Raw genomic sequence first — 19,997 nt, 5'->3', positions numbered from 1 at the left:
TTGATAATGCAAAAACTCATCAACTCAGTGCAAAACTACGCCTGGGGAAGTAAAACTGCGTTAACGGATCTCTACGGTATCGCCAACCCGGACAACCTGCCGATGGCAGAGCTGTGGATGGGGGCGCACCCGAAGAGCAGCTCAAAAATTGAAGACGCCAGCGGCCAGGTGCGCAGCCTGCGCGACGTGATTGATGCCGATAAAGCCGCACTGCTGGGCGACAAGGTTGCCACGCGTTTTGGCGAGCTGCCGTTCCTGTTTAAGGTACTGTGCGCCGACCAGCCGCTCTCCATTCAGGTTCACCCGAACAAGAAAGCCTCTGAAATCGGCTTTGCGAAAGAGAACGCGGCGGGTATTCCATTAGACGCGGCTGAACGTAACTACAAAGATCCGAACCACAAGCCGGAGCTGGTTTTTGCGCTCACCCCTTTCCTGGCGATGAACGCATTCCGCGAGTTTTCAGAGATCGTTTCTCTGCTGCAACCGGTCGCGGGTGCCAACAAGGCTATCGCCCACTTCCTGGAAAACCCGAACGCGGACGCGCTGAGCCAGCTGTTTGCCAGCCTGCTCAATATGCAGGGCGAAGAAAAAGCCCACGCGCTGGCGGTGCTGAAAGCAGCGCTGAACAGCCAGCAAGGTGAGCCGTGGGAGACCATCCGTCTGATTTCCGAATTCTACCCGGACGACAGCGGCCTGTTCTCTCCTCTGCTGCTGAACGTAGTGAAGCTGAACCCGGGCGAAGCGATGTTCCTGTTTGCCGAAACCCCGCACGCCTACCTGCAGGGCGTGGCGCTGGAGGTGATGGCCAACTCGGACAACGTGCTGCGCGCGGGCCTGACGCCGAAATATATCGATATTCCGGAGCTGGTCGCCAACGTGAAGTTCGTGGCGAAGCCTGCCGACGAGCTGCTGACCCAGCCGGTGAAAAACGGCGCGGAGCTGGACTTCCCGATCCCGGTTGAAGATTTTGCCTTCTCCCTGCACGACCTGAGCCAGGCCGAAACCGCCATTGCGCAGGAGAGCGCGGCGATCCTGTTCTGCGTGGAGGGCGAAGCGACGCTGCAGAAAGGCGAACAGCGCCTGGTGCTCAAGCCCGGTGAGTCGGCTTTTGTCGCGGCGAACGAGTCGCCGGTTAGCGTAAGCGGCGCCGGTCGCCTGGCGCGCGTTTTCAATAAGCTTTAAGCACTTACTGAATTTTTTAACAACTCTTGCTAAGCTAGTTGCAGGCTTAATATCTCCAGGCGGTTTTTACCGCCTGGTTTCATTTTAGGGATAGTCGCAATGAAAAAATCGGTCGTAGCGGTTGGAGTGATTGTAGCGTTAGGCGTGGTCTGGACAGGCGCCTCCTGGTTTACCGGGAAACAGCTGGAAGGCCGTCTGGCTGAGATGGTCGCGCAGGCTAACGGAGAGATTAAGCGCAGCGCGCCGGAGGCAGGCGTTGAGCTTAGCTATCAGAACTATCAGCGCGGCGTGTTTACCAGCCATATGCAGATGGTGGTGAAACCTGTAGCAGGAAACGCCAACGCCTGGCTGAAGCCAGGCCAGAGCGTGGTGCTGGATGAAGTGGTCAGCCACGGTCCGTTCCCGCTGGCACAGTTAAAATCGTTTAATCTGATCCCATCAATGGCGTCCGTTCACACGGTGCTGGTGAATAACGACGTCACCAAACCGCTGTTTGATCTGGCAAAAAATACCTCGCCTTTCGAAATCAATACCCGCATCAGCTATGCCGGTGACACGAGTTCCGATATTGCGCTGAAAGCGCTGAACTACGAGAAAGAGAACGAGAAGGTCGCCTTCAGCGGGGGCAACTTCAAACTGGACGCTGACCGCGACGGAAACGTGTTCTCTCTGAGCGGTGAAGCCGAAAGCGGCGTGGTGAATGCGGTTAACGAATATAACCAAAAGGTTCAGCTCAGCTTCAACAACCTGAAAGCCGACGGCAACAGCCGTATGACCGACTTTAAAGAGCGTATTGGCGATCAGAAGCTCTCTCTCGATAAGATTGCAATCGCGGTTGAAGGCAAAGAAATGGCCGTGCTGGAAGGCATGGACGTGAACGGCAAATCCGACATTTCCAAAGACGGCAAGAATATCGATACTCAGCTGGATTACGCCCTGAAGAGCCTGAAGGTGCAGAATCAGGATCTGGGGACCGGAAAATTAACGCTGAAGATCGGCAATATTGACGGCCAGGCGTGGCACGAGTTTAGCCAGAAATACAGCAAAGAGAGCCAGGCGCTGCTGACCGATGCCGCGCTGCAGCAGAATCCGGAAGTGTACCAGCAGCAGGCGATGGCGGTGCTGTTCAACAACCTGCCAATCCTGCTGAAAGGCGAGCCGGTGATAACCGTCGCGCCGCTGAGCTGGAAAAACAGCAAAGGCGAAACTAACTTCAACCTGTCGCTGTTCCTGAAAGATCCGGCAACCGCAACCGGCGAACCGCAGACGCTGGCGCAGGAAGTGGATCGCAGCGTGAAGTCGCTCGAGAGCAAGCTGACCATCCCAATGGACATGGCAACCGAGTTTATGACCCAGATTGCGAAGCTGGAAGGCTACGGCGATGAAGACGCCGGCAAGCTGGCGAACCAGCAGGTGAAAGGCCTGGCGGCGATGGGTCAGATGTTCCGCATCACTAAAGTGGAAGACAACACGATTTCCACCAGCCTGCAGTATGCCAACGGGCAGGTGATCCTGAACGGCGATAAAATGCCGCTGGAAGATTTTGTCGGCATGTTTGGTATGCCTGCACTGGGGATGCCGGAACCGGCTGAACCGGTAGCCCCAACCGAACCGGCGGCACCACAGCAGTAAACGTCAAAACCCCTCTTACGAGGGGTTTTTATTGCCAGCTAGCTTTTCCATCCAGCCAGGAAATCCAGCAGAAGCGCATTCACTTTCTCTGGCTGCTCCTCCTGCGGCAGATGGCCGCACTCATCAATACCATACGCCCGCAGGTTTTCCGCCATTTCGGCCCAGACGCTTTCCATATCGAAAAGCTTGCCGACCGCATGAAAATCATTACCCCACAGCGACATTACCGGGCAGGTGATTTTCACCTCAGCGTCAGCCATATCCTGCGCCACATCCTCTGCGTTGGCGCGATAGTCAGCCATCGCGCCGCGCACGGCACCCGGCGCCTGATACGCCCGAACATAGGTGTCAAACGCCTCGCCGCTAATGGTCGACGGATTGTAGGTCCAGTCAGAGAAAAAGTGGCGCAGCCATATATGCTCCCGACCCGCAATCAGCGCTTCCGGCAGGTCTGGCACAAGATGAAACAGGAAGAACCAGTACGCACGCGCAATCGACGCATTCAGATCGCGCGCTACAATACGCGTTGGCACGTTATCCATCACCACCAGTCGATCCACCAGCTCAGGGTAATCTTTTGCAAACCGCGTCGCGACGCGCGCGCCGCGATCGTGCCCCACCAGCACCACTTTCTGTAAATCCAGCACACGCATCAGTTCCCGGACGTCCCGTGCCATGTTCCGTTTATCATAACCGGAGGCCGGTTTATCCGTTTCCCCATACCCGCGTAAATCTGGCGCAATCACACGATAGTGTCGGGACAAAACGGGTATCTGGTAGCGCCAGGCATAGTTTGTTTCTGGAAAACCATGCAGAAGAATAACCGGTGCGCCTTCCCCCTCCTCTACAACGAACTGTCGAATACCGTTCGCCGTTACGGTGTAACTTTTCATGCTAGTCACCTCATTTTATTTCAGCAGAGGCACGTTGGCCGCACGCTGATAAGGACCGTAATTGACAGGATTCCAGCTATAGCCCTGCTGCCAGGCGGTGATATGACCGATACCGGGGAAAGGCAGATGTGCTGCGGCCATCCACTCACCGTCATTCGCCAGCGCGTTAAACTCCTGCGCCCTGGATGAGATGGCTTTTTTCGGATCGACATCAAAGCGAATAGACACTTCAGGGTGCGGGAATTGGACTGCAGGAGCATGAATCAAATCCCCAATGAAGTTGATAGCCGTCCCCTGCGACGCGAAGCGATAAACGGTACTGCCAGGGGTATGCCCAATGGCATATGCCGTCTGGACTTCCGGGATAGGCGAAGCTGGCGGGACGAAGGTTTTAAGGTGCCCGGTGGCTTTATACGCGGACAGCGCATTCCTGGCGATAGCGAAATACGCCTTCGCATTAGCCGGCGCGATCGCTTCTTTTGCGGGGTCAAGCCAGTAGTCGGCCTCTCCCTGCGGTACATATACTGTGGCATTCGGGAACAGCGCCTTACCGTCTGCGTCGCTCAGGCCACACACATGATCAAGATGCAGATGGGTCAGGAAAATCGTATCGACCTGCTCAGGGCGATATCCTGATGCTTTTATATTGTCGATTAGCTGACCGGCCGTTTCTGACATGCAGTGGCCCCCCCCGCTGTCAATCATGACCAGGTGTTTACCGGTGTTAACCAGAAACGCGTTGAAGGAAGTAGGCATGCGTTCGGAATCGATTTTGCGTTGCGCCAACAGGTTGCGAACCTTGTCGGGTGAAAGCCCTTGCAATAGCGTTGGCGAAAGATCGTTATAGCCGTCGAACAGCGCCGTCACCTCGTATTCTCCTACCGCCAGACGATAATATCCTGGGACCTGCTGTTTCACCTGCGCAGGGGCATCTGCCCACGATGTGCCAGCAAAGAGCAGGCCACTGAACGCAAGAACCGTTTTCAACTTTTTCATCTTCACTCCAAATTCATGTTTATCATGATGTGAAGAGACTATGGCAGCGTAACGATAAATAATGTAGATATGTACCTTGATAAGTCAGCATAACGAAAAACGATATAATGAGACTCGAAGATATCGAAGTGTTTGTCGAAGCCGTCAAGGCGGGTAGCCTGGCGGGTGCCGCGCGTCGGCTCTCTGTGAGCGCCATGGCGGCGTCACGGTCTCTTAATAATCTTGAGGCTGAACTGGGGGTCAGGCTGGTGCACCGCACCACGCGTTCCCTCTCACCTACCAGCGATGGGGACATTTTTTTGCCGCATGCACAGGCGCTACTGGAAGATAAAAGCAACGCGCTTGCTGACCTGTTTCCCGAAGGGACCCACCTTTCCGGACGCCTGCGCATTACCGCCTCAGCGGGGTTTGGCCGGAAGATTGTGGCTCCCATGCTGACCCGGTTCATGCAACAGCATCCTTCCCTGCAGGTCGATTTACTCGCCACCGACGAACAGGTTGATATTGTCGGAAAAGGCATAGACGTGGCGTTACGCATTGCGCCGCTGCGTGATAACCGGCTTGTTGCCCATCGCCTGTGTCACAACCCCCGCGACCTCTGCGCCAGCGCGGCGTATCTGGCTGCACACGGCTATCCAAAATCGTTTAACGATCTGGCGGCACATAGCTGTCTGACCACGTCAGACACCGTTCACTGGTCATTCGAACAGGGCGAACAGCGCTACAAACAAAAAGTGTCGGGCCGATTCTCCGCGAACTCTATTGAGGCAATTTTCGAAGCCTGCCTGGGAGGGATGGGCATCGCCAATTTATCTCGCTGGTACGTAGAACCGGCGTTCAGAGAGGGTAAACTCGTGCGGATCGTCCTGGAGGATGCCCAGCCGGAATCGCTGGCAGTGTGGGCGGTTTACCCGACCTCCCGCCTGATCCCGGCAAAAGTACGAAAATTTGTGGAAGCGCTGGAAGCCGAATTGCTGCTCAATCCGCTAACGCAACCCACCTGATATCATTTCACCGTCACCAGCCGCGCCGCCACAATCTGGTGCCCGGCCTGCACATCCGTATTGTCGATACGCTGCATGATCCTGTCCGCCAGCGTGTAGCCCATTTCGCGTGCGGGGGTGGTCGCCCAGACAATGGGCAGATCGTCGAGCGCGTTTTCACCGACGTCGGCGAACGCCCCGAGCGCCACCTGGTGGCCGAAGAAGGTTTCAACGCCCCCTTCACCGCTCTGACGTCCAGCGCGGATCAGACCAAACCACGCCCCCATTGCAATCACGTCGTTATAGCAAATCACGGCGCTAATGGTCGGGCTGGCGCGCAGCAGCGAACCGATCGCTTCCGCCGCCATTTTCTGGCTGGATCCACATTCCACCACCCACTCACTGTGGAAAGGCAGACCGTATTTGATCAGCGTCGAACAATAGCCGCCTACCCGCTCGGCGCGCGTGAGCGATGAGCTTTTCCCGCCCAGCCAGGCAATGCGCTGGTGACCGCGACGAATAAGATGCTCGGTCAGCATTTGTGCAGCCTGCATGTTATCCGGGCGCAGCGTATCGGCTTCGTCCAGGTAGCTGGCGCGGGAAGCAAAGACCAGCGGCACACCCTTCTCTGCGGCGCGCTCGCACAGCTCGCTGCCCACACCCGAAGCGCCAGCGACAATCACTCCGTCCACCCCCTGGTTCAGCAGCATATCGAGCCGGGAAAGCAGCTGATCGGCCTCGCGACCGCCGTGAAGCAGAAAGACCATCCGTCCCTGTGCTTCAAGCGCTTCGGTTAACCCGGCGGTCAGCTCCGCATAAAATGGCGAGGTTAAGTCGCGAACGATCAAACCAATCACCCCGCTTTGTCCGCCGCGCAGCGCCGACGCCTGACGGTTACGCACAAAGCCCAGCTGTTCAACCGCCTCGTTGACCCGCTGTCCGGTGGCGGGAGATATGCGCCCCTTACCACTTAAAACCAGTGACACCGTGCTGACGGAAACGCCAGCCGCGAGGGCTACATCGTTGATGGTGATCTTTTTCGCTACAGCCATGGGTTGGCGAGACTCCCTGATAATGAGATCGGTAAAACGTTTTATCAATACGTTATCTTTATACTACCAGTAAAAGCCTGAGAATGTGATTTAGCGCGCACTAAACTTTGATAAAACGTTTTATCTTCTCGCAGCAGTGAAGCAGGTAAATTATTTTTAACCATCAAGGAGTCGTTTTATGACGGCGAAAGCAGCACAAAAAATATCGCTGTGGGAGTTTTTCCAGCAACTGGGTAAAACCTTTATGCTGCCCGTGGCGCTTCTCTCATTCTGCGGGATCATGCTGGGGATCGGCAGCTCCCTGAGCAGCCATGACGTCATCACGCTGATCCCGTTCCTCGGCAACCCGGTGCTGCAGGCGATCTTCATCTGGATGAGCAAAGTCGGCTCCTTTGCGTTTAGCTTCCTGCCCGTCATGTTCTGCATCGCCATCCCGCTGGGCCTGGCGCGCGAAAATAAAGGCGTCGCGGCGTTTGCGGGTTTCGTGGGTTACGCGGTGATGAACCTTGCGGTTAACTTCTGGCTGACTGCGAAAGGCATTCTGCCGACCACCGACGCAGCCGTGCTGAAAGCCAATAACATTCAGAGCGTGATTGGTATCCAGTCTATTGATACCGGGATCCTCGGTGCGGTGATCGCAGGTGTGATTATCTGGATGCTGCACGAACGCTTCCACAATATCCGCCTGCCGGATGCCCTGGCCTTCTTCGGCGGTACCCGCTTTGTGCCGATTATTACCCTCGTGGTAATGGGTCTGTTTGGTCTGATCATTCCGCTGATCTGGCCTGTCTTCGCGATGGGTATCACCGGTATTGGCCGCATCATCAACGGCGCGGGAGATTTCGGTCCGATGATCTTCGGCACCGGCGAGCGTCTGCTGCTGCCGTTTGGCCTGCAGCATATCCTGGTAGCCCTGATTCGCTTCACCGAAGCGGGCGGTACGATGGAGGTGTGCGGTCACGACGTGAGCGGTGCGCTGACCATCTTCCAGGCGCAGCTGAGCTGCCCGACCACCCACGGCTTCTCTGAGAGCGCAACCCGTTTCCTGTCTCAGGGCAAAATGCCTGCTTTCCTCGGCGGCCTGCCGGGCGCGGCGCTGGCGATGTACCACTGTGCACGTCCGGAAAACCGTCATAAAATTAAAGGCCTGCTGATTTCCGGCGTGATCGCCTGCGTCGTTGGCGGCACAACCGAGCCAATCGAATTCCTGTTCCTGTTCGTCGCGCCGGTGCTGTACCTCATTCACGCCGTACTGACCGGTCTGGGCTTCACCGTGATGGCTGTGCTGGGCGTCACCATCGGTAACACCGACGGCAACGTGATTGACTTCGTGGTGTTCGGGATCCTGCACGGCCTGTCCACCAAGTGGTATCTGGTGCCGGTCGTGGCGGCAATCTGGTTTGCGGTGTACTACGGCATCTTCCGCTTCGCCATCACCCGCTTTAACCTGAAAACACCGGGCCGCGATGCAGAAACGGCGACCAGCGTTGAACAGGCGGTTGCGGGGACGGTAGGAAAATCGGGTTATAACACCCCGGCCATTCTGGCAGCGCTGGGCGGTGCGGATAACATCACCTCGCTGGATAACTGCATTACCCGCCTGCGTCTGTCGGTGGCGGATATGTCGAAAGTGGATACCAATGCGCTGAAAGCCAACCGCGCTATCGGTGTGGTACAGTTAAATCAGCATAACTTGCAGGTGGTTATCGGCCCGCAGGTGCAGTCGGTGAAGGATGAGCTGGCAACCCTGATGCGAACAGTAGAAGCCTGATGACTCAGCCCCCTCACCATGAGGGGGTTTTACTTTAAGGATTAACGTCATGTTTGATTTCTCGACCGTCGTGGATCGACACGGCACCTGGTGTACGCAGTGGGACTACGTCGCCGACCGCTTTGGCGCGGCCGATCTGCTGCCCTTCACCATCTCGGATATGGATTTCGCCACCGCTCCCTGCATTACCGACGCGCTGCATCAGCGTATCGATCACGGCGTGTTTGGCTACAGCCGCTGGAAAAACGATGAGTTTCTGGCTGCCGTCGCGCACTGGTTCCAGCAGCGCTTTAACAGCCGTATCGATACCGAATCCGTCGTCTATGGCCCTTCCGTCATCTACATGGTGTCAGAGCTGATCCGTCTCTGGTCACAACCCGGCGACGGGGTGGTGGTTCATACTCCGGCGTACGATGCGTTTTATAACGCCATCGAAGGCAACGCGCGCCACGTCGTGCCGGTTGCGATGGTGAAACAGGCGAGCGGCTGGATGGGTGATATGGACGCGCTGGAGACAGCCCTCGCGAAACCAGAAAACAAAATTTTGCTGCTGTGCAGCCCGCAAAACCCGACCGGCAAGGTCTGGACGCGGGAGGAACTGACTCAGATGGCGGAACTGTGTGAGCGCTATGACGTGGCGGCGATCAGCGATGAAATACATATGGATATGGTGTGGGGAGAGCATCGTCACACGCCGTGGAACACGGTGGCGCGCGGTAAATGGGCGCTTCTCACCTCCGGCTCGAAAAGCTTTAATATTCCGGCGCTGACGGGCGCTTACGGCCTTATTGGTGATGAGGAGAGCCGTAACGGTTATCTCCGCGCGCTTAAAGGCCGTGACGGACTCTCTTCCCCTTCCGTGCTGGCACTGACGGCGCATATCGCCGCCTATCAGCAGGGAGCGCCATGGCTGGATGCCTTGCGGGGCTATCTGGAAGAGAATCTGTTGTATATCGCGCAAGAAGTAAACCGCGCTTTTCCGAAACTGAACTGGCAGCCGCCGGAAGCAACCTATCTGGCCTGGATCGACCTGCGCCCGCTGAACGTTGACGACAAGGCGCTGCAAAAAGTGCTGATTGAGCAGGAAAAAGTGGCGATCATGCCGGGATATACCTACGGAGAAGAGGGTAAAGGCTTCGTGCGCCTGAATGCTGGCTGCCCGCGCAGCAAGCTGGAACAAGGCGTTCAGCGACTCATTGCCGGGATTAACTCACTTCTGTAATCAATTTGCGCAACGGAATATTCCCTTGCGCAAATAGCTTTTTACCTCGTTTTGTTTTTATAATATGGCGCACTTTAACCAGCAAAGAGTGCGACCATGATTGATACACGCCTGCCTTTAACTGATATTCATCGTCACCTTGACGGTAACATTCGTGCCCAAACCATCCTCGATCTTGGCCGCCAGTTCAATTTAACGCTTCCAGCACAAACGCTTGAAGCTCTGATCCCACATGTTCAGGTGACCTCGAATGAACCGGATCTGGTCAGCTTCCTGAGCAAACTCGACTGGGGCGTAAAGATGCTGGCCTCGCTCGATGCCTGCCGCCGCGTAGCATTCGAGAACATTGAAGACGCCGCCCGTAACGGCCTGCATTACGTCGAACTACGCTTCTCGCCGGGCTATATGGCCATGACTCACAACCTGCCCGTCGCGGGCGTGGTGGAGGCGGTAATTGAGGGCGTTCGCGAAGGGTGTAAAGCTTTCGATGTTCAGGCACGTCTGATTGGCATCATGAGCCGCACCTTCGGTGAAGCGGCCTGCCTTCAGGAGCTGGAAGCATTGCTGGCGCATCGTGACCAGATCACCGCTGTCGACCTCGCCGGGGATGAGCTTGGCTTCCCGGGTAGCCTCTTCCTCTCGCATTTCAATCGCGCGCGCGACGCTGGCTGGCACATTACCGTTCATGCGGGTGAAGCAGCAGGCCCGGAAAGCATCTGGCAGGCCATTCGCGAGCTGGGCGCAGAGCGTATCGGCCACGGGGTGAAAGCCGTCGAAGATCGTGCCCTGATGGATTTCCTAGCGGAACAACGCATCGGTATCGAATCCTGCCTGACCTCCAACATTCAGACCAGCACCGTAGCAGCGCTGGATAAACATCCGCTGAAAACCTTCCTGGAACACGGCGTGCTGGCCTCGCTGAACACCGACGATCCGGCGGTTCAGGGTGTGGATATTATTCACGAATACAACATCGCCGCGCCGCAGGCGGGCCTGAGCCGCGAGCAGATCCGCCAGGCGCAGATTAACGGAGTGGAAATTGCCTTCCTGACGCCTGAAGAGAAGCAGGCGCTTCGGGATAAGGTAGCAACCGCGTAAATCCTATGCCGGGTGGCGGCTACGCCTTATCCGGCTTACAAAAACATGTAGAACTTATGCCAGACAGAGCGTTGAGCGATGTTTGGCAGATTCAATGCCCAGCTCAATCAACTCCATGATCTGAATCGCCTGGCTGGCCGGAACCGGATTCTCCCCCGTACCGTTGAGCGCGTCACGGATAGCCGCGTAATAAGCCGGATAGTTACCGGGAATAGTCAGCAGCGTTTCCTGAACTAACTCCTCACCTTCTGCGCGCGTCAGCACGCCATCGCGCATGTCGTAGCCCCAGTCCTCTTGCGGCAAACGCTCGCCGTTTTTCAGGCGGTCCTCCTGCGGATCCAGACCAAACTTCACGTAGCTGCCGCGCGTACCATGAAGGATATAACGCGCCGATTCCGCGGCGGCGAGCATCGTCCCGTGCAGAACAACACGACGCTGCGGATAGCTCAAAATGGCGTGGAAGTAATCTGTCGTTTGCGCGCCGGGTCGAAGCTGCGCTAAATCAACCGTCATACTCACCGGCAGGCCAAACAGATTCACGGCCTGATCGAGTAAATGCGGCGCCAGGTCATACCAGATACCGCTCCCGGGGCCCGCCTGTTCACGCCAGCGGTCACGCACCTGCGGACGAAATCGGTCAAAATGAGATTCAAAATAACCTATTTCACCGAGCGTACCTTCACTCAGCAGGGCTTTTACCGTCAGGAAATCACTGTCCCAGCGCCGGTTATGGAAGACGGACAACAGCCTGCCAAGACTTCTTGCCAGTGCATCCAGCTCACGCGCCTGTGACAGTGTCACGGTAAAAGGTTTATCGACCACAACATGCTTACCCGCTTCCAGCGCCGCCTTAGCCAACGGAAAGTGCGTGTCGTTTGGGGTGGGAATGACGATGACATCAATATTCGGATCGTTGAAAAGATGTTTAGGCTCAGAAACAACCGGAACGGTTGGCCAGTCGGCATGTACTTTGGCGGCATCACTGCTCGAGACTGCGCCCAGCGACATTCCCGGCGTCCCGCTAATCAGAGGAGCGTGAAAAGTTTTACTCGCGTAACCATAACCAATCAGCCCGACACGGATATTTTCACTCATCGTAGTGCCCTCCTGTCATTATCTTATTTCACACTGGCTTTGCGGGTATTACTACACATTAATAATGTGTCATATGACTTAAAATAGCACCTTGCACCAGATGTTTTTGTTACAAGGATGTAACTCTCTGAGAATGATTAAGGGTATCGTTCCCAAACCGCTTGCCGAGGTCTGTGCCGCACGGTAACATTTGCAATCTGTATTTATGGATAAATTACAAACACGAGTCATGTCATCAATAATTAATCGAATCATTGAATTAGCGGGATGGATTGTCCTTGGGGTTTCGGTCATTTTGCTTGGCGTTGCCAGCCACATCGATAACTACCAACCGCCGGAGCCGGTCACCGTCGCACAACCGAAGTAACGCCCTTGTGACACATTCTGTCAGTTGCATATTGCCAGCCGTGTTGAACAGGGTTAACCTTCACTTCCAGGCATCGTCTGATGCCTGAATCTTTCAGCAAAGAAAACTCCTAATTTCGTCGCATTACCTGAGTGGGCTGTTTACGTCTTTATTTATCCGTTTATTATTCGAACGAATTACCGACACGGGTATTACTCACTTTTATATGGAAACTTATTAACATGACAGTTCAGGACTATTTATTAAAATTTCGCAAGATCAATTCCCTTGAGAGCCTGGAAAAACTGTTTGACCATCTGAACTACACGCTGTCGGATAATGACGAAATTATCAATATGTATCGCGCCGCTGACCATCGCCGCGCTGAACTGGTTTCCGGTGGCCGTTTGTTCAACGTCGGGGAAGTGCCGAAGTCAGTATGGCGTTACGTTTTATAAGAAAGTAGCCATCCGCGCGAAATGTTATATACTCTCCGCCCTGCAAATTTCTGTATAACTTTTCGCGCAGACTATGGGAGAGAGCATGACCGTATCGCCTGGAGAACGCATTGGAGGCTGGTTAATCGCCCCGCTGGCATGGCTGCTGGTTGCATTATTAAGCGCATCGCTTGCGCTGTTACTCTATACCACCGCGCTGATTACACCTCATGCCATTCAGACCCTAATGTCGCAAAGTGTGCTTAATATTGCGTTGTGGTTTGCCTCGTTCGTTTTCGCGATCGGGATATGGTACTACACCCTGTGGTTGACCATCGCTTTCTTTAAACGCCGCAAAAGTGTGCCTAAGCACTATATCATCTGGCTGCTCATTTCCGTGCTGCTGGCGGTGAAAGCCTTTGCGTTCTCACCGGTTTCTGACGCGCTGGCGGTTCGACAGCTGCTGTTCCCGTTACTGGCTGCTGCGCTGCTGGTCCCTTACTTCAAGCGTTCGACGCGGGTGAAGAAAACCTTCGTGAACCCGTAAAAACCTTACTGTTAACCTGTTGTCGCCTGTCGTGCTTTGTCCGATAATAGGCGGCTTTTTTATTTCAGGCTAAATAATGACCGATTACTTACTGCTCTTTGTCGGCACTGTGCTGGTTAACAACTTCGTTCTGGTGAAGTTTCTTGGCCTGTGTCCTTTTATGGGGGTTTCCAAAAAACTGGAGACTGCGATGGGCATGGGGCTGGCGACGACCTTCGTCATGACGATGGCGTCCATCTGCGCATGGTTGATTGATACCTGGATCCTGATCCCGCTGGACATGATCTATTTGCGCACCTTGTCCTTTATTCTGGTCATTGCGGTCGTCGTGCAATTTACCGAAATGGTGGTGCGCAAAACCAGCCCGGCGCTCTATCGTCTGCTGGGTATCTTCCTGCCGCTGATCACCACCAACTGTGCCGTACTCGGGGTGGCGCTGCTGAACATCAACCTCGGCCATAACTTTATGCAGTCGGCGCTGTACGGTTTTTCCGCCGCCGTCGGTTTCTCATTCGTTATGGTGCTGTTCGCGTCAATACGCGAGCGTCTGGCCGCTGCGGACATTCCCGCGCCCTTCCGCGGCAATGCCATTGCACTGGTGACCGCCGGTTTAATGTCTCTGGCCTTTATGGGCTTTAGTGGTCTGGTGAAGTTGTAATGAGTGCTATCTGGATTGCCATCGCCTCCATCAGCGTGCTGGGGTTGGTGTTTGGCCTGATTCTGGGTTACGCCTCCCGCCGTTTCGCGGTTGAGGACGATCCCGTTGTTGAAAAAATTGACGAACTGCTGCCGCAAAGCCAGTGTGGGCAATGCGGCTACCCCGGCTGTCGGCCTTATGCCGAAGCGGTAGGCGTGCAGGGTGAAAAAATTAACCGCTGTGCACCCGGCGGCGAAGCGGTGATGCTCAAAATTGCTGCCCTGCTCAACGTTGACCCGCAGCCCGTCGACGGCGATGCCGATGTACAGGAGCCGGTTCGCGCCCTCGCGGTGATCGACGAAGCGAACTGCATCGGCTGCACCAAATGTATTCAGGCCTGCCCGGTTGACGCCATTGTCGGCGCAACCCGCGCCATGCACACCGTCGTGGCGGACCTCTGCACCGGCTGTAACCTCTGCGTGGCCCCCTGCCCGACGCAATGTATCGAGCTGCGCCCGGTTGAAACGACTACCGAAAGCTGGAAGTGGGATCTTCAGGCCATTCCGGTTCGCAATATTCCTGTGGAACAACATGCTTAAGTTATTTTCTGCTTTCAGAAAAGAGAAGATTTGGGACTTCGACGGCGGTATCCATCCCCCGGAGATGAAAACCCAGTCCAACGGCACGCCGCTGCGGCAAATTCCGCTGGCGACGCGTTACGTGATGCCGCTCAAACAGCATATCGGCGCGGAAGGCGAGCTTTGCGTAAAAGAAGGCGATACTGTTCTTCGCGGCCAGCCGCTGACCTTTGGTCGGGGACGGATGCTGCCGGTACACGCTCCAACCTCCGGTAAAGTGGTGTCGATCGCCCCACATACCGTCGCGCACCCTTCTGCGCTGTCTGAACTGAGCGTAATTATTGAAGCCGACGGCGAAGACCGCTGGATCGACCGTGACGGCTGGAGCGATTACCGCTCACGCAGCCGCGAAGAGTTGATTGAACGTGTTCATCAGTTCGGCGTGGCCGGTCTTGGCGGCGCGGGTTTCCCGACGGGTACCAAACTGCGCGGCGGTGGCGACAAAATTAACACGCTGATTATCAACGCTGCGGAATGCGAACCTTATATCACCGCCGATGACCGTTTGATGCAGGACTGTGCTGCCCAGGTGGTGGAAGGTATTCGCATCCTCGCCCATATTCTGCAGCCACAAGAAGTGCTGATCGGCATTGAAGACAATAAACCGCAGGCCATTTCCATGCTGCGGGCCGTGCTGGCAGGTTGCCACGATATTAGCCTGCGCGTTATCCCGACCAAGTACCCGTCTGGCGGTGCAAAGCAGCTGACCCAGATCCTCACCGGTAAACAAGTTCCGCACGGTGGCCGCTCCTCTGACATCGGCGTGCTGATGCAAAACGTCGGAACGGCGTATGCGGTAAAACGTGCGGTGATTGACGGCGAGCCGCTAACCGAGCGTGTGGTGACGTTGACCGGTGAATCGGTTTCCCGTCCGGGCAACGTCTGGGCGCGTCTGGGTACGCCGGTGCGTCATTTGCTGGAGCAGGCCGGGTTTTGCCCTGGCAGCGACCAGATGGTGATCATGGGCGGCCCGCTGATGGGCTTTACCCTGCCGTGGCTGGACGTTCCGGTCGTCAAAATTACTAACTGTCTGCTTGCCCCCTCTCCGACCGAGATGGGTGAGCAACAGGAAGAAAAAGGCTGCATCCGCTGCAGCGCCTGTGCTGATGCATGCCCGGCGGATCTGCTGCCGCAGCAGCTGTACTGGTACAGCAAAGGCCAGCTGCACGACAAAGCGCAAGCCCACAATCTCGCCGACTGCATTGAATGCGGTGCATGCGCCTGGGTCTGCCCAAGCAATATTCCGCTGGTGCAATACTTCCGTCAGGAGAAGGCCGAGATTTATGCCATCTCAATGGAAGAAAAGCGCGCGGCCGAAGCCAAAGCGCGCTTTGAAGCCCGTCAGGCGCGACTGGAACGCGAAAAAGTCGCCCGCCAGGAACGCCATAAGCAGGCTGCCGTTCAGCCAGGTGAGAAAGATCAGGACGCTATCAACGCCGCACTGGCGCGCGTGCGGGAGAAAAAAGCCACCGCAGCGCAAACCCTGGTGATCCCGGCAGGCGAAAAGCCGGATAACAGCGAAGCGATTGCGGCCCGTGAAGCGCGCAAGGCCCAGGCTCGCGCCCGTCAGGCAGAGAAAGCAGAAACTGCCCAGCCGGAAACGAGTGTCGATCCGCGTAAAGCGGCGGTTGAAGCGGCGATTGCCCGTGCCAAAGCCCGTAAAGCTGGCCAGCAGGACGTGGTTGTTGAGAAAGACGCAGAGGATCCGCGTAAGGCTGCGGTCGAAGCGGCCATCGCACGCGCGAAAGCGCGTAAAGCAGCACAGCAGGCGCAAACTGCAGAGCCCGAAGTGCCGGTTGACCCTCGCAAAGCCGCTGTCGAAGCCGCTATCGCTCGGGCCAAGGCGCGTAAAGCCGCCCAGCAGGAAGAGCAGCCGCAGGCCGCAAACGACGATCCACGCAAAGCCGCTGTCGCCGCCGCGATTGCGCGCGTTCAGGCGAAGAAAGCCGCACAACAAGCAGTTAACGAGGACTAAATGGTTTTCAGAATCGCAAGTTCCCCTTACACCCATAACCAGCGCCAGACATCGCGCATCATGATGCTCGTCTGCCTGGCGGCGCTGCCGGGCATCGCCGTTCAGTGCTGGTTTTTCGGCTGGGGAACCCTTTTCCAGTTGGTCCTTGGTTGCGCCAGCGCGTTAGCGGCGGAAGCGCTCGTGCTTAAGCTGCGCAAAATGGCGGTCTCCCGCATTCTCGCCGACAACTCCGCGTTACTGACCGGGCTGCTGCTGGCGATCAGTATTCCCCCTTTTGCCCCATGGTGGATGGTGGTGCTCGGAACCGTATTTGCGGTGATCATCGCCAAGCAGCTGTACGGCGGGCTCGGGCATAACCCGTTTAACCCGGCAATGATCGGCTACGTTGTGCTGCTGATCTCCTTCCCGGTGCAGATGACCAGCTGGTTGCCACCCCATGAAATTGCCGCCACGGTCCCAGGCTTTATGGATGCCCTGCACGTTATCCTGACCGGCCATACGGCCCTCGGCGCGGATATGAACGCGCTGCGTATGGGCGTGGACGGTATCAGCCAGGCGACGCCTCTCGATACCTTTAAAACGTCCCTGCATGCCGGGCATAACGTAGAGCAGATCATGAAATCCGCCATCTACAGCGGCATGCTGGCCGGTGCAGGCTGGCAGTGGGTAAACCTTGCGTATCTGCTCGGCGGCCTGTTCCTGCTGCAGCAGAAAGCCATTCGCTGGCATATTCCGGTCAGCTTCCTCGTGACGCTGGCGGTCTGTTCGACGCTGGGCTGGGTTTTCTCTCCTGAGTCACTGGCCAGCCCGCAGATGCATCTGCTCTCCGGCGCGACCATGCTGGGTGCATTCTTTATTCTTACCGACCCGGTTACGGCGTCGACCACCAATCGTGGCCGTCTGATCTTCGGCGCGCTGGCGGGTCTGCTGGTGTGGCTGATTCGCAGCTTTGGCGGTTATCCGGATGGGGTAGCATTCGCCGTTCTGCTCGCCAACATTACCGTTCCGCTCATCGACTACTACACGCGTCCGCGCGTGTATGGTCATCGATAAGGGTTTCGCCATGTTAAAGACCATGCAAAAACACGGCGTCACGCTGGCTATTTTCGCTGCGGTACTGACCGGCCTGACGGCGCTGGTGAACGAGCTGACCAAATCGACGATTGATGAGCAGGCGGCAAAGCAGCAAAAAGCGCTGTTTGATCAGGTGATCCCCTCTGACTTCTACGATAATGACCTGCAGAAAAGCTGCTTTGTTGTAGACGCGCCGCAGCTTGGGAAAGGCACGCACCGCGTCTTTATCGCCCGCAAAGGGGATCGGCCGGTGGGCGCAGTCATGGAAACCACCGCCCCTGACGGTTATTCCGGAGCGATTCAACTGCTCGTCGGCAGCGATTTCTCCGGTACCGTACTGGGTACCCGTGTGACGGAGCATCACGAAACGCCGGGCCTTGGCGATAAAATAGAAACGCGCTTAAGCGACTGGATTTTGCACTTTGCCGGTAAAGTGATCCACGGTGAAAATGACGCAGCGTTTGCGGTGAAGAAAGACGGCGGTGAGTTCGACCAGTTCACGGGCGCGACCATCACGCCCCGCGCCGTGGTAAACGCCGTAAAACGCGCCGGGCTGTATGCCGAAACGCTGCCTGCGCAGATTAACAATCTTCCGGCCTGTGAGGAGTGACCATGAGCCAGGTTAAAGAGGTTATTGTTCAGGGGCTGTGGAAGAACAACTCCGCGCTGGTACAGTTGCTGGGGCTCTGCCCGCTGCTGGCAGTAACGTCCACCGCCACCAACGCGCTCGGGCTGGGACTGGCAACCACGCTGGTGCTAACCCTGACCAACTTCTCTATTTCCGTTTTGCGCCGCTGGACACCCTCAGAAATCCGCATCCCGATTTACGTGATGATCATTGCGTCGGTGGTTAGCGTGGTGCAAATGCTGATTAACGCTTACGCGTTTGGCCTGTACCAGTCGCTCGGGATTTTTATTCCGCTGATCGTGACTAACTGTATCGTCGTTGGCCGTGCTGAGGCTTTCGCGGTTAAAAACAACCCCGCGATTTCCGCTCTGGATGGTTTTTCCATCGGTATGGGCGCGACTGCCGCCATGTTCGTCCTCGGCTCCATGCGTGAAATTCTGGGGAACGGGACACTCTTCGATGGCGCAGATGCGCTGCTGGGCGGATGGGCAAAAGCGTTGCGTATTGAAGTGTTCCACACCGATACGCCATTCCTGCTGGCCATGCTGCCGCCGGGTGCTTTTATTGGCCTTGGCATGATGCTGGCGATAAAATACGTGATTGATGAAAAACGTAAGCGCCGCGCGGCTGAGCGTAGCGCTCTGGAAGGGACACCCGAGAAGGCTTCATGAATAAAGAAAAGCGCATTGCGATCCTGACCCGTCTGCGGGACGAGAACCCGCACCCGACGACGGAGCTGAATTTTACCTCCCCGTTTGAGCTGCTGATCGCCGTGTTGCTCTCTGCACAGGCTACCGATGTGAGCGTCAATAAAGCCACTGCCCTGCTTTATCCGGTAGCTAATACGCCGAAAGCGATGCTTGAGTTAGGCGTCGAAGGCGTGAAGTCGTATATCAAAACCATCGGCCTGTTTAACAGCAAGGCCGAAAACGTGATTAAAACCTGCCGGATCCTGCTGGAACAGCACGGAGGCGAAGTGCCGGAGGATCGCGCCGCGCTGGAGGCCCTGCCCGGCGTCGGACGCAAAACGGCGAACGTGGTGCTCAATACGGCGTTCGGCTGGCCAACTATCGCCGTCGATACGCACATCTTCCGCGTTTCCAACCGCACCAACTTTGCGCCAGGCAAAAACGTTGAGCAGGTAGAAGAGAAGTTATTAAAGGTCGTTCCGGCGGAATTTAAGGTCGACTGCCATCACTGGCTGATTTTGCATGGCCGTTATACCTGCATCGCACGCAAGCCTCGCTGCGGCTCCTGCACCATCGAAGATCTTTGCGAATATAAAGAAAAGGTCTATCCCTGATCGCTTTCCCGTTTTTATTCCTGAATCAAAACCCTACAGAAGGAAGGTCATCTACCTTCCTTTCTTTTGACCGTAATTTGTTCGTTTTTACGCTGCCACGCCTTATGGATTATTCGGCTATTTAACACTCAAACAGGTTAATAGTTTTTTCATCACCAAAAATTTCTATACATCTGTGATCAAGATCACTCTGATAACGTCATGTTGGATTTTTGTTGTCAAACACCCCGCAAAACCTTTGTCCGGCAAGAATTAACCGTTCATTTACCGCATATAAGACCAGTCATTTTTCAGATTATGGGCTATATCACTACATTAAAGGTCAAATAGCAGAACATATCGCCATAACGGACTGAAGAGGGGTTTCGGGCAGTGAAAAAAACCAACAAAACGCAACGTGTGAAATTTAACGCTGAATAACATTTGTGTGACCCGTGGATTATACCACCCCAGTTAAATGTAACAGAGTATTTCAAACATATTGCCAG

Annotated in this window: 20 protein-coding genes; 16 read left to right on the top strand and 4 right to left on the bottom strand. The window is 55.9% G+C overall.

Going from position 1 to position 19,997, the window contains the following annotated elements; genetic code table 11:
• Positions 1-6: 6 nt before the first annotated feature.
• On the top strand, positions 7-1,182 hold the full coding sequence (gene manA, locus K5E19_RS02480; protein WP_221549824.1) for a mannose-6-phosphate isomerase: 1,176 nt from the start codon (positions 7-9) through the stop codon (positions 1,180-1,182).
• A 99-nt stretch (positions 1,183-1,281) separates the two neighbouring features.
• Positions 1,282-2,814 (top strand): YdgA family protein, encoded by a 1,533-nt coding sequence (locus K5E19_RS02475; protein WP_221549823.1) that lies wholly within the window; start codon positions 1,282-1,284, stop codon positions 2,812-2,814.
• 38 nt (positions 2,815-2,852) lie between these two features.
• Here the strand turns inward: K5E19_RS02475 and K5E19_RS02470 are convergent, their stop codons facing one another.
• Together K5E19_RS02470 and K5E19_RS02465 are read right to left on the bottom strand one after the other, a co-directional pair.
• Positions 2,853-3,707: an alpha/beta fold hydrolase gene (locus tag K5E19_RS02470; RefSeq protein WP_221549822.1), complete on the bottom strand. Its 855-nt coding sequence runs from the start codon at positions 3,705-3,707 to the stop codon at positions 2,853-2,855.
• Positions 3,708-3,722: 15 nt separating this feature from the next.
• Positions 3,723-4,703, bottom strand: a complete 981-nt coding sequence (locus K5E19_RS02465; protein WP_221549821.1) for an MBL fold metallo-hydrolase — start codon at positions 4,701-4,703, stop codon at positions 3,723-3,725.
• A gap of 107 nt (positions 4,704-4,810) precedes the next feature.
• Here K5E19_RS02465 and K5E19_RS02460 point away from each other — a divergent pair, with 107 nt between their 5' ends.
• The gene (locus K5E19_RS02460; RefSeq protein WP_221549820.1) at positions 4,811-5,707 is read left to right on the top strand and encodes a LysR family transcriptional regulator; all 897 of its coding nucleotides are present in this window, start codon (positions 4,811-4,813) and stop codon (positions 5,705-5,707) included.
• 2 nt (positions 5,708-5,709) lie between these two features.
• On the opposite strand, the gene K5E19_RS02455 is transcribed toward K5E19_RS02460, so the two are convergent.
• On the bottom strand, positions 5,710-6,738 hold the full coding sequence (locus tag K5E19_RS02455; RefSeq protein WP_221549819.1) for a Mal regulon transcriptional regulator MalI: 1,029 nt from the start codon (positions 6,736-6,738) through the stop codon (positions 5,710-5,712).
• A gap of 178 nt (positions 6,739-6,916) precedes the next feature.
• Between K5E19_RS02455 and malX the strand changes: the two genes are divergently transcribed.
• The 3 genes from malX to add all read left to right on the top strand — a co-directional run bounded on the left by malX (position 6,917) and on the right by add (position 10,829).
• A complete protein-coding gene (gene malX / locus K5E19_RS02450) occupies positions 6,917-8,509 on the top strand; it encodes a maltose/glucose-specific PTS transporter subunit IIBC (protein ID WP_089599526.1) in 1,593 nt (530 codons plus the stop codon).
• 49 nt (positions 8,510-8,558) lie between these two features.
• Positions 8,559-9,731 carry a MalY/PatB family protein gene (locus tag K5E19_RS02445; protein ID WP_221549818.1) on the top strand — a complete coding sequence of 391 codons (1,173 nt, stop codon included), beginning with the start codon at positions 8,559-8,561 and terminating at the stop codon, positions 9,729-9,731.
• 96 nt (positions 9,732-9,827) lie between these two features.
• Positions 9,828-10,829 (top strand): adenosine deaminase, encoded by a 1,002-nt coding sequence (gene add / locus K5E19_RS02440; protein WP_221549817.1) that lies wholly within the window; start codon positions 9,828-9,830, stop codon positions 10,827-10,829.
• 54 nt (positions 10,830-10,883) lie between these two features.
• Here add and K5E19_RS02435 read toward each other — a convergent pair whose 3' ends face one another.
• Complete coding sequence (locus K5E19_RS02435; protein WP_221549816.1) at positions 10,884-11,924, bottom strand: oxidoreductase; 1,041 nt, start codon at positions 11,922-11,924, stop codon at positions 10,884-10,886.
• 241 nt (positions 11,925-12,165) lie between these two features.
• Between K5E19_RS02435 and blr the strand changes: the two genes are divergently transcribed.
• From blr to nth, 10 genes are all read left to right on the top strand, one after another.
• Complete coding sequence (blr, locus tag K5E19_RS02430) at positions 12,166-12,291, top strand: division septum protein Blr (protein WP_168112406.1); 126 nt, start codon at positions 12,166-12,168, stop codon at positions 12,289-12,291.
• A gap of 221 nt (positions 12,292-12,512) precedes the next feature.
• Positions 12,513-12,728 carry a transcription modulator YdgT gene (ydgT, locus tag K5E19_RS02425; protein ID WP_221549815.1) on the top strand — a complete coding sequence of 72 codons (216 nt, stop codon included), beginning with the start codon at positions 12,513-12,515 and terminating at the stop codon, positions 12,726-12,728.
• Positions 12,729-12,813: 85 nt separating this feature from the next.
• Positions 12,814-13,254: a DUF2569 domain-containing protein gene (locus K5E19_RS02420; protein ID WP_221549814.1), complete on the top strand. Its 441-nt coding sequence runs from the start codon at positions 12,814-12,816 to the stop codon at positions 13,252-13,254.
• 76 nt (positions 13,255-13,330) lie between these two features.
• A complete protein-coding gene (rsxA, locus tag K5E19_RS02415; protein ID WP_109080963.1) occupies positions 13,331-13,912 on the top strand; it encodes an electron transport complex subunit RsxA in 582 nt (193 codons plus the stop codon).
• On the top strand, positions 13,912-14,490 hold the full coding sequence (gene rsxB, locus K5E19_RS02410) for an electron transport complex subunit RsxB (RefSeq protein ID WP_221549813.1): 579 nt from the start codon (positions 13,912-13,914) through the stop codon (positions 14,488-14,490). Before rsxA ends, rsxB begins: the two co-directional genes overlap by 1 nt.
• Positions 14,483-16,504 carry an electron transport complex subunit RsxC gene (gene rsxC, locus K5E19_RS02405; RefSeq protein WP_221549812.1) on the top strand — a complete coding sequence of 674 codons (2,022 nt, stop codon included), beginning with the start codon at positions 14,483-14,485 and terminating at the stop codon, positions 16,502-16,504. The genes rsxB and rsxC overlap by 8 nt, the downstream gene beginning before the upstream one ends.
• On the top strand, positions 16,505-17,557 hold the full coding sequence (gene rsxD, locus K5E19_RS02400; protein ID WP_221549811.1) for an electron transport complex subunit RsxD: 1,053 nt from the start codon (positions 16,505-16,507) through the stop codon (positions 17,555-17,557).
• A 10-nt stretch (positions 17,558-17,567) separates the two neighbouring features.
• Positions 17,568-18,188 carry an electron transport complex subunit RsxG gene (gene rsxG / locus K5E19_RS02395; protein WP_221549810.1) on the top strand — a complete coding sequence of 207 codons (621 nt, stop codon included), beginning with the start codon at positions 17,568-17,570 and terminating at the stop codon, positions 18,186-18,188.
• Positions 18,189-18,190: 2 nt separating this feature from the next.
• Positions 18,191-18,877, top strand: a complete 687-nt coding sequence (locus K5E19_RS02390) for an electron transport complex subunit E (RefSeq protein WP_221549809.1) — start codon at positions 18,191-18,193, stop codon at positions 18,875-18,877.
• A complete protein-coding gene (nth, locus tag K5E19_RS02385; protein WP_221549808.1) occupies positions 18,874-19,509 on the top strand; it encodes an endonuclease III in 636 nt (211 codons plus the stop codon). The genes K5E19_RS02390 and nth overlap by 4 nt, the downstream gene beginning before the upstream one ends.
• Positions 19,510-19,997 lie beyond the last annotated feature (488 nt).

It is taken from the genome of Enterobacter sp. RIT637 (assembly GCF_019718755.1).
Classification (GTDB): domain Bacteria; phylum Pseudomonadota; class Gammaproteobacteria; order Enterobacterales; family Enterobacteriaceae; genus Enterobacter.
The sequence above is the reverse complement of the archived record's forward strand: the minus strand, read 5'-3'. Positions and strand labels throughout refer to the sequence as shown.

Bases quoted from the DNA above. Each gene is read 5' to 3' on its own strand.
- manA (WP_221549824.1), top strand. From the start codon at position 7: ATGCAAAAACTCATCAACTCAGTGCAAAACTACGCCTGGGGAAGTAAA.
- K5E19_RS02475 (WP_221549823.1), top strand. From the start codon at position 1,282: ATGAAAAAATCGGTCGTAGCGGTTGGAGTGATTGTAGCGTTAGGCGTG.
- K5E19_RS02470 (WP_221549822.1), bottom strand. From the start codon at position 3,707: ATGAAAAGTTACACCGTAACGGCGAACGGTATTCGACAGTTCGTTGTA.
- K5E19_RS02465 (WP_221549821.1), bottom strand. From the start codon at position 4,703: ATGAAAAAGTTGAAAACGGTTCTTGCGTTCAGTGGCCTGCTCTTTGCT.
- K5E19_RS02460 (WP_221549820.1), top strand. From the start codon at position 4,811: ATGAGACTCGAAGATATCGAAGTGTTTGTCGAAGCCGTCAAGGCGGGT.
- K5E19_RS02455 (WP_221549819.1), bottom strand. From the start codon at position 6,738: ATGGCTGTAGCGAAAAAGATCACCATCAACGATGTAGCCCTCGCGGCT.
- malX (WP_089599526.1), top strand. From the start codon at position 6,917: ATGACGGCGAAAGCAGCACAAAAAATATCGCTGTGGGAGTTTTTCCAG.
- K5E19_RS02445 (WP_221549818.1), top strand. From the start codon at position 8,559: ATGTTTGATTTCTCGACCGTCGTGGATCGACACGGCACCTGGTGTACG.
- add (WP_221549817.1), top strand. From the start codon at position 9,828: ATGATTGATACACGCCTGCCTTTAACTGATATTCATCGTCACCTTGAC.
- K5E19_RS02435 (WP_221549816.1), bottom strand. From the start codon at position 11,924: ATGAGTGAAAATATCCGTGTCGGGCTGATTGGTTATGGTTACGCGAGT.
- ydgT (WP_221549815.1), top strand. From the start codon at position 12,513: ATGACAGTTCAGGACTATTTATTAAAATTTCGCAAGATCAATTCCCTT.
- K5E19_RS02420 (WP_221549814.1), top strand. From the start codon at position 12,814: ATGACCGTATCGCCTGGAGAACGCATTGGAGGCTGGTTAATCGCCCCG.
- rsxA (WP_109080963.1), top strand. From the start codon at position 13,331: ATGACCGATTACTTACTGCTCTTTGTCGGCACTGTGCTGGTTAACAAC.
- rsxB (WP_221549813.1), top strand. From the start codon at position 13,912: ATGAGTGCTATCTGGATTGCCATCGCCTCCATCAGCGTGCTGGGGTTG.
- rsxC (WP_221549812.1), top strand. From the start codon at position 14,483: ATGCTTAAGTTATTTTCTGCTTTCAGAAAAGAGAAGATTTGGGACTTC.
- rsxD (WP_221549811.1), top strand. From the start codon at position 16,505: ATGGTTTTCAGAATCGCAAGTTCCCCTTACACCCATAACCAGCGCCAG.
- rsxG (WP_221549810.1), top strand. From the start codon at position 17,568: ATGTTAAAGACCATGCAAAAACACGGCGTCACGCTGGCTATTTTCGCT.
- K5E19_RS02390 (WP_221549809.1), top strand. From the start codon at position 18,191: ATGAGCCAGGTTAAAGAGGTTATTGTTCAGGGGCTGTGGAAGAACAAC.
- nth (WP_221549808.1), top strand. From the start codon at position 18,874: ATGAATAAAGAAAAGCGCATTGCGATCCTGACCCGTCTGCGGGACGAG.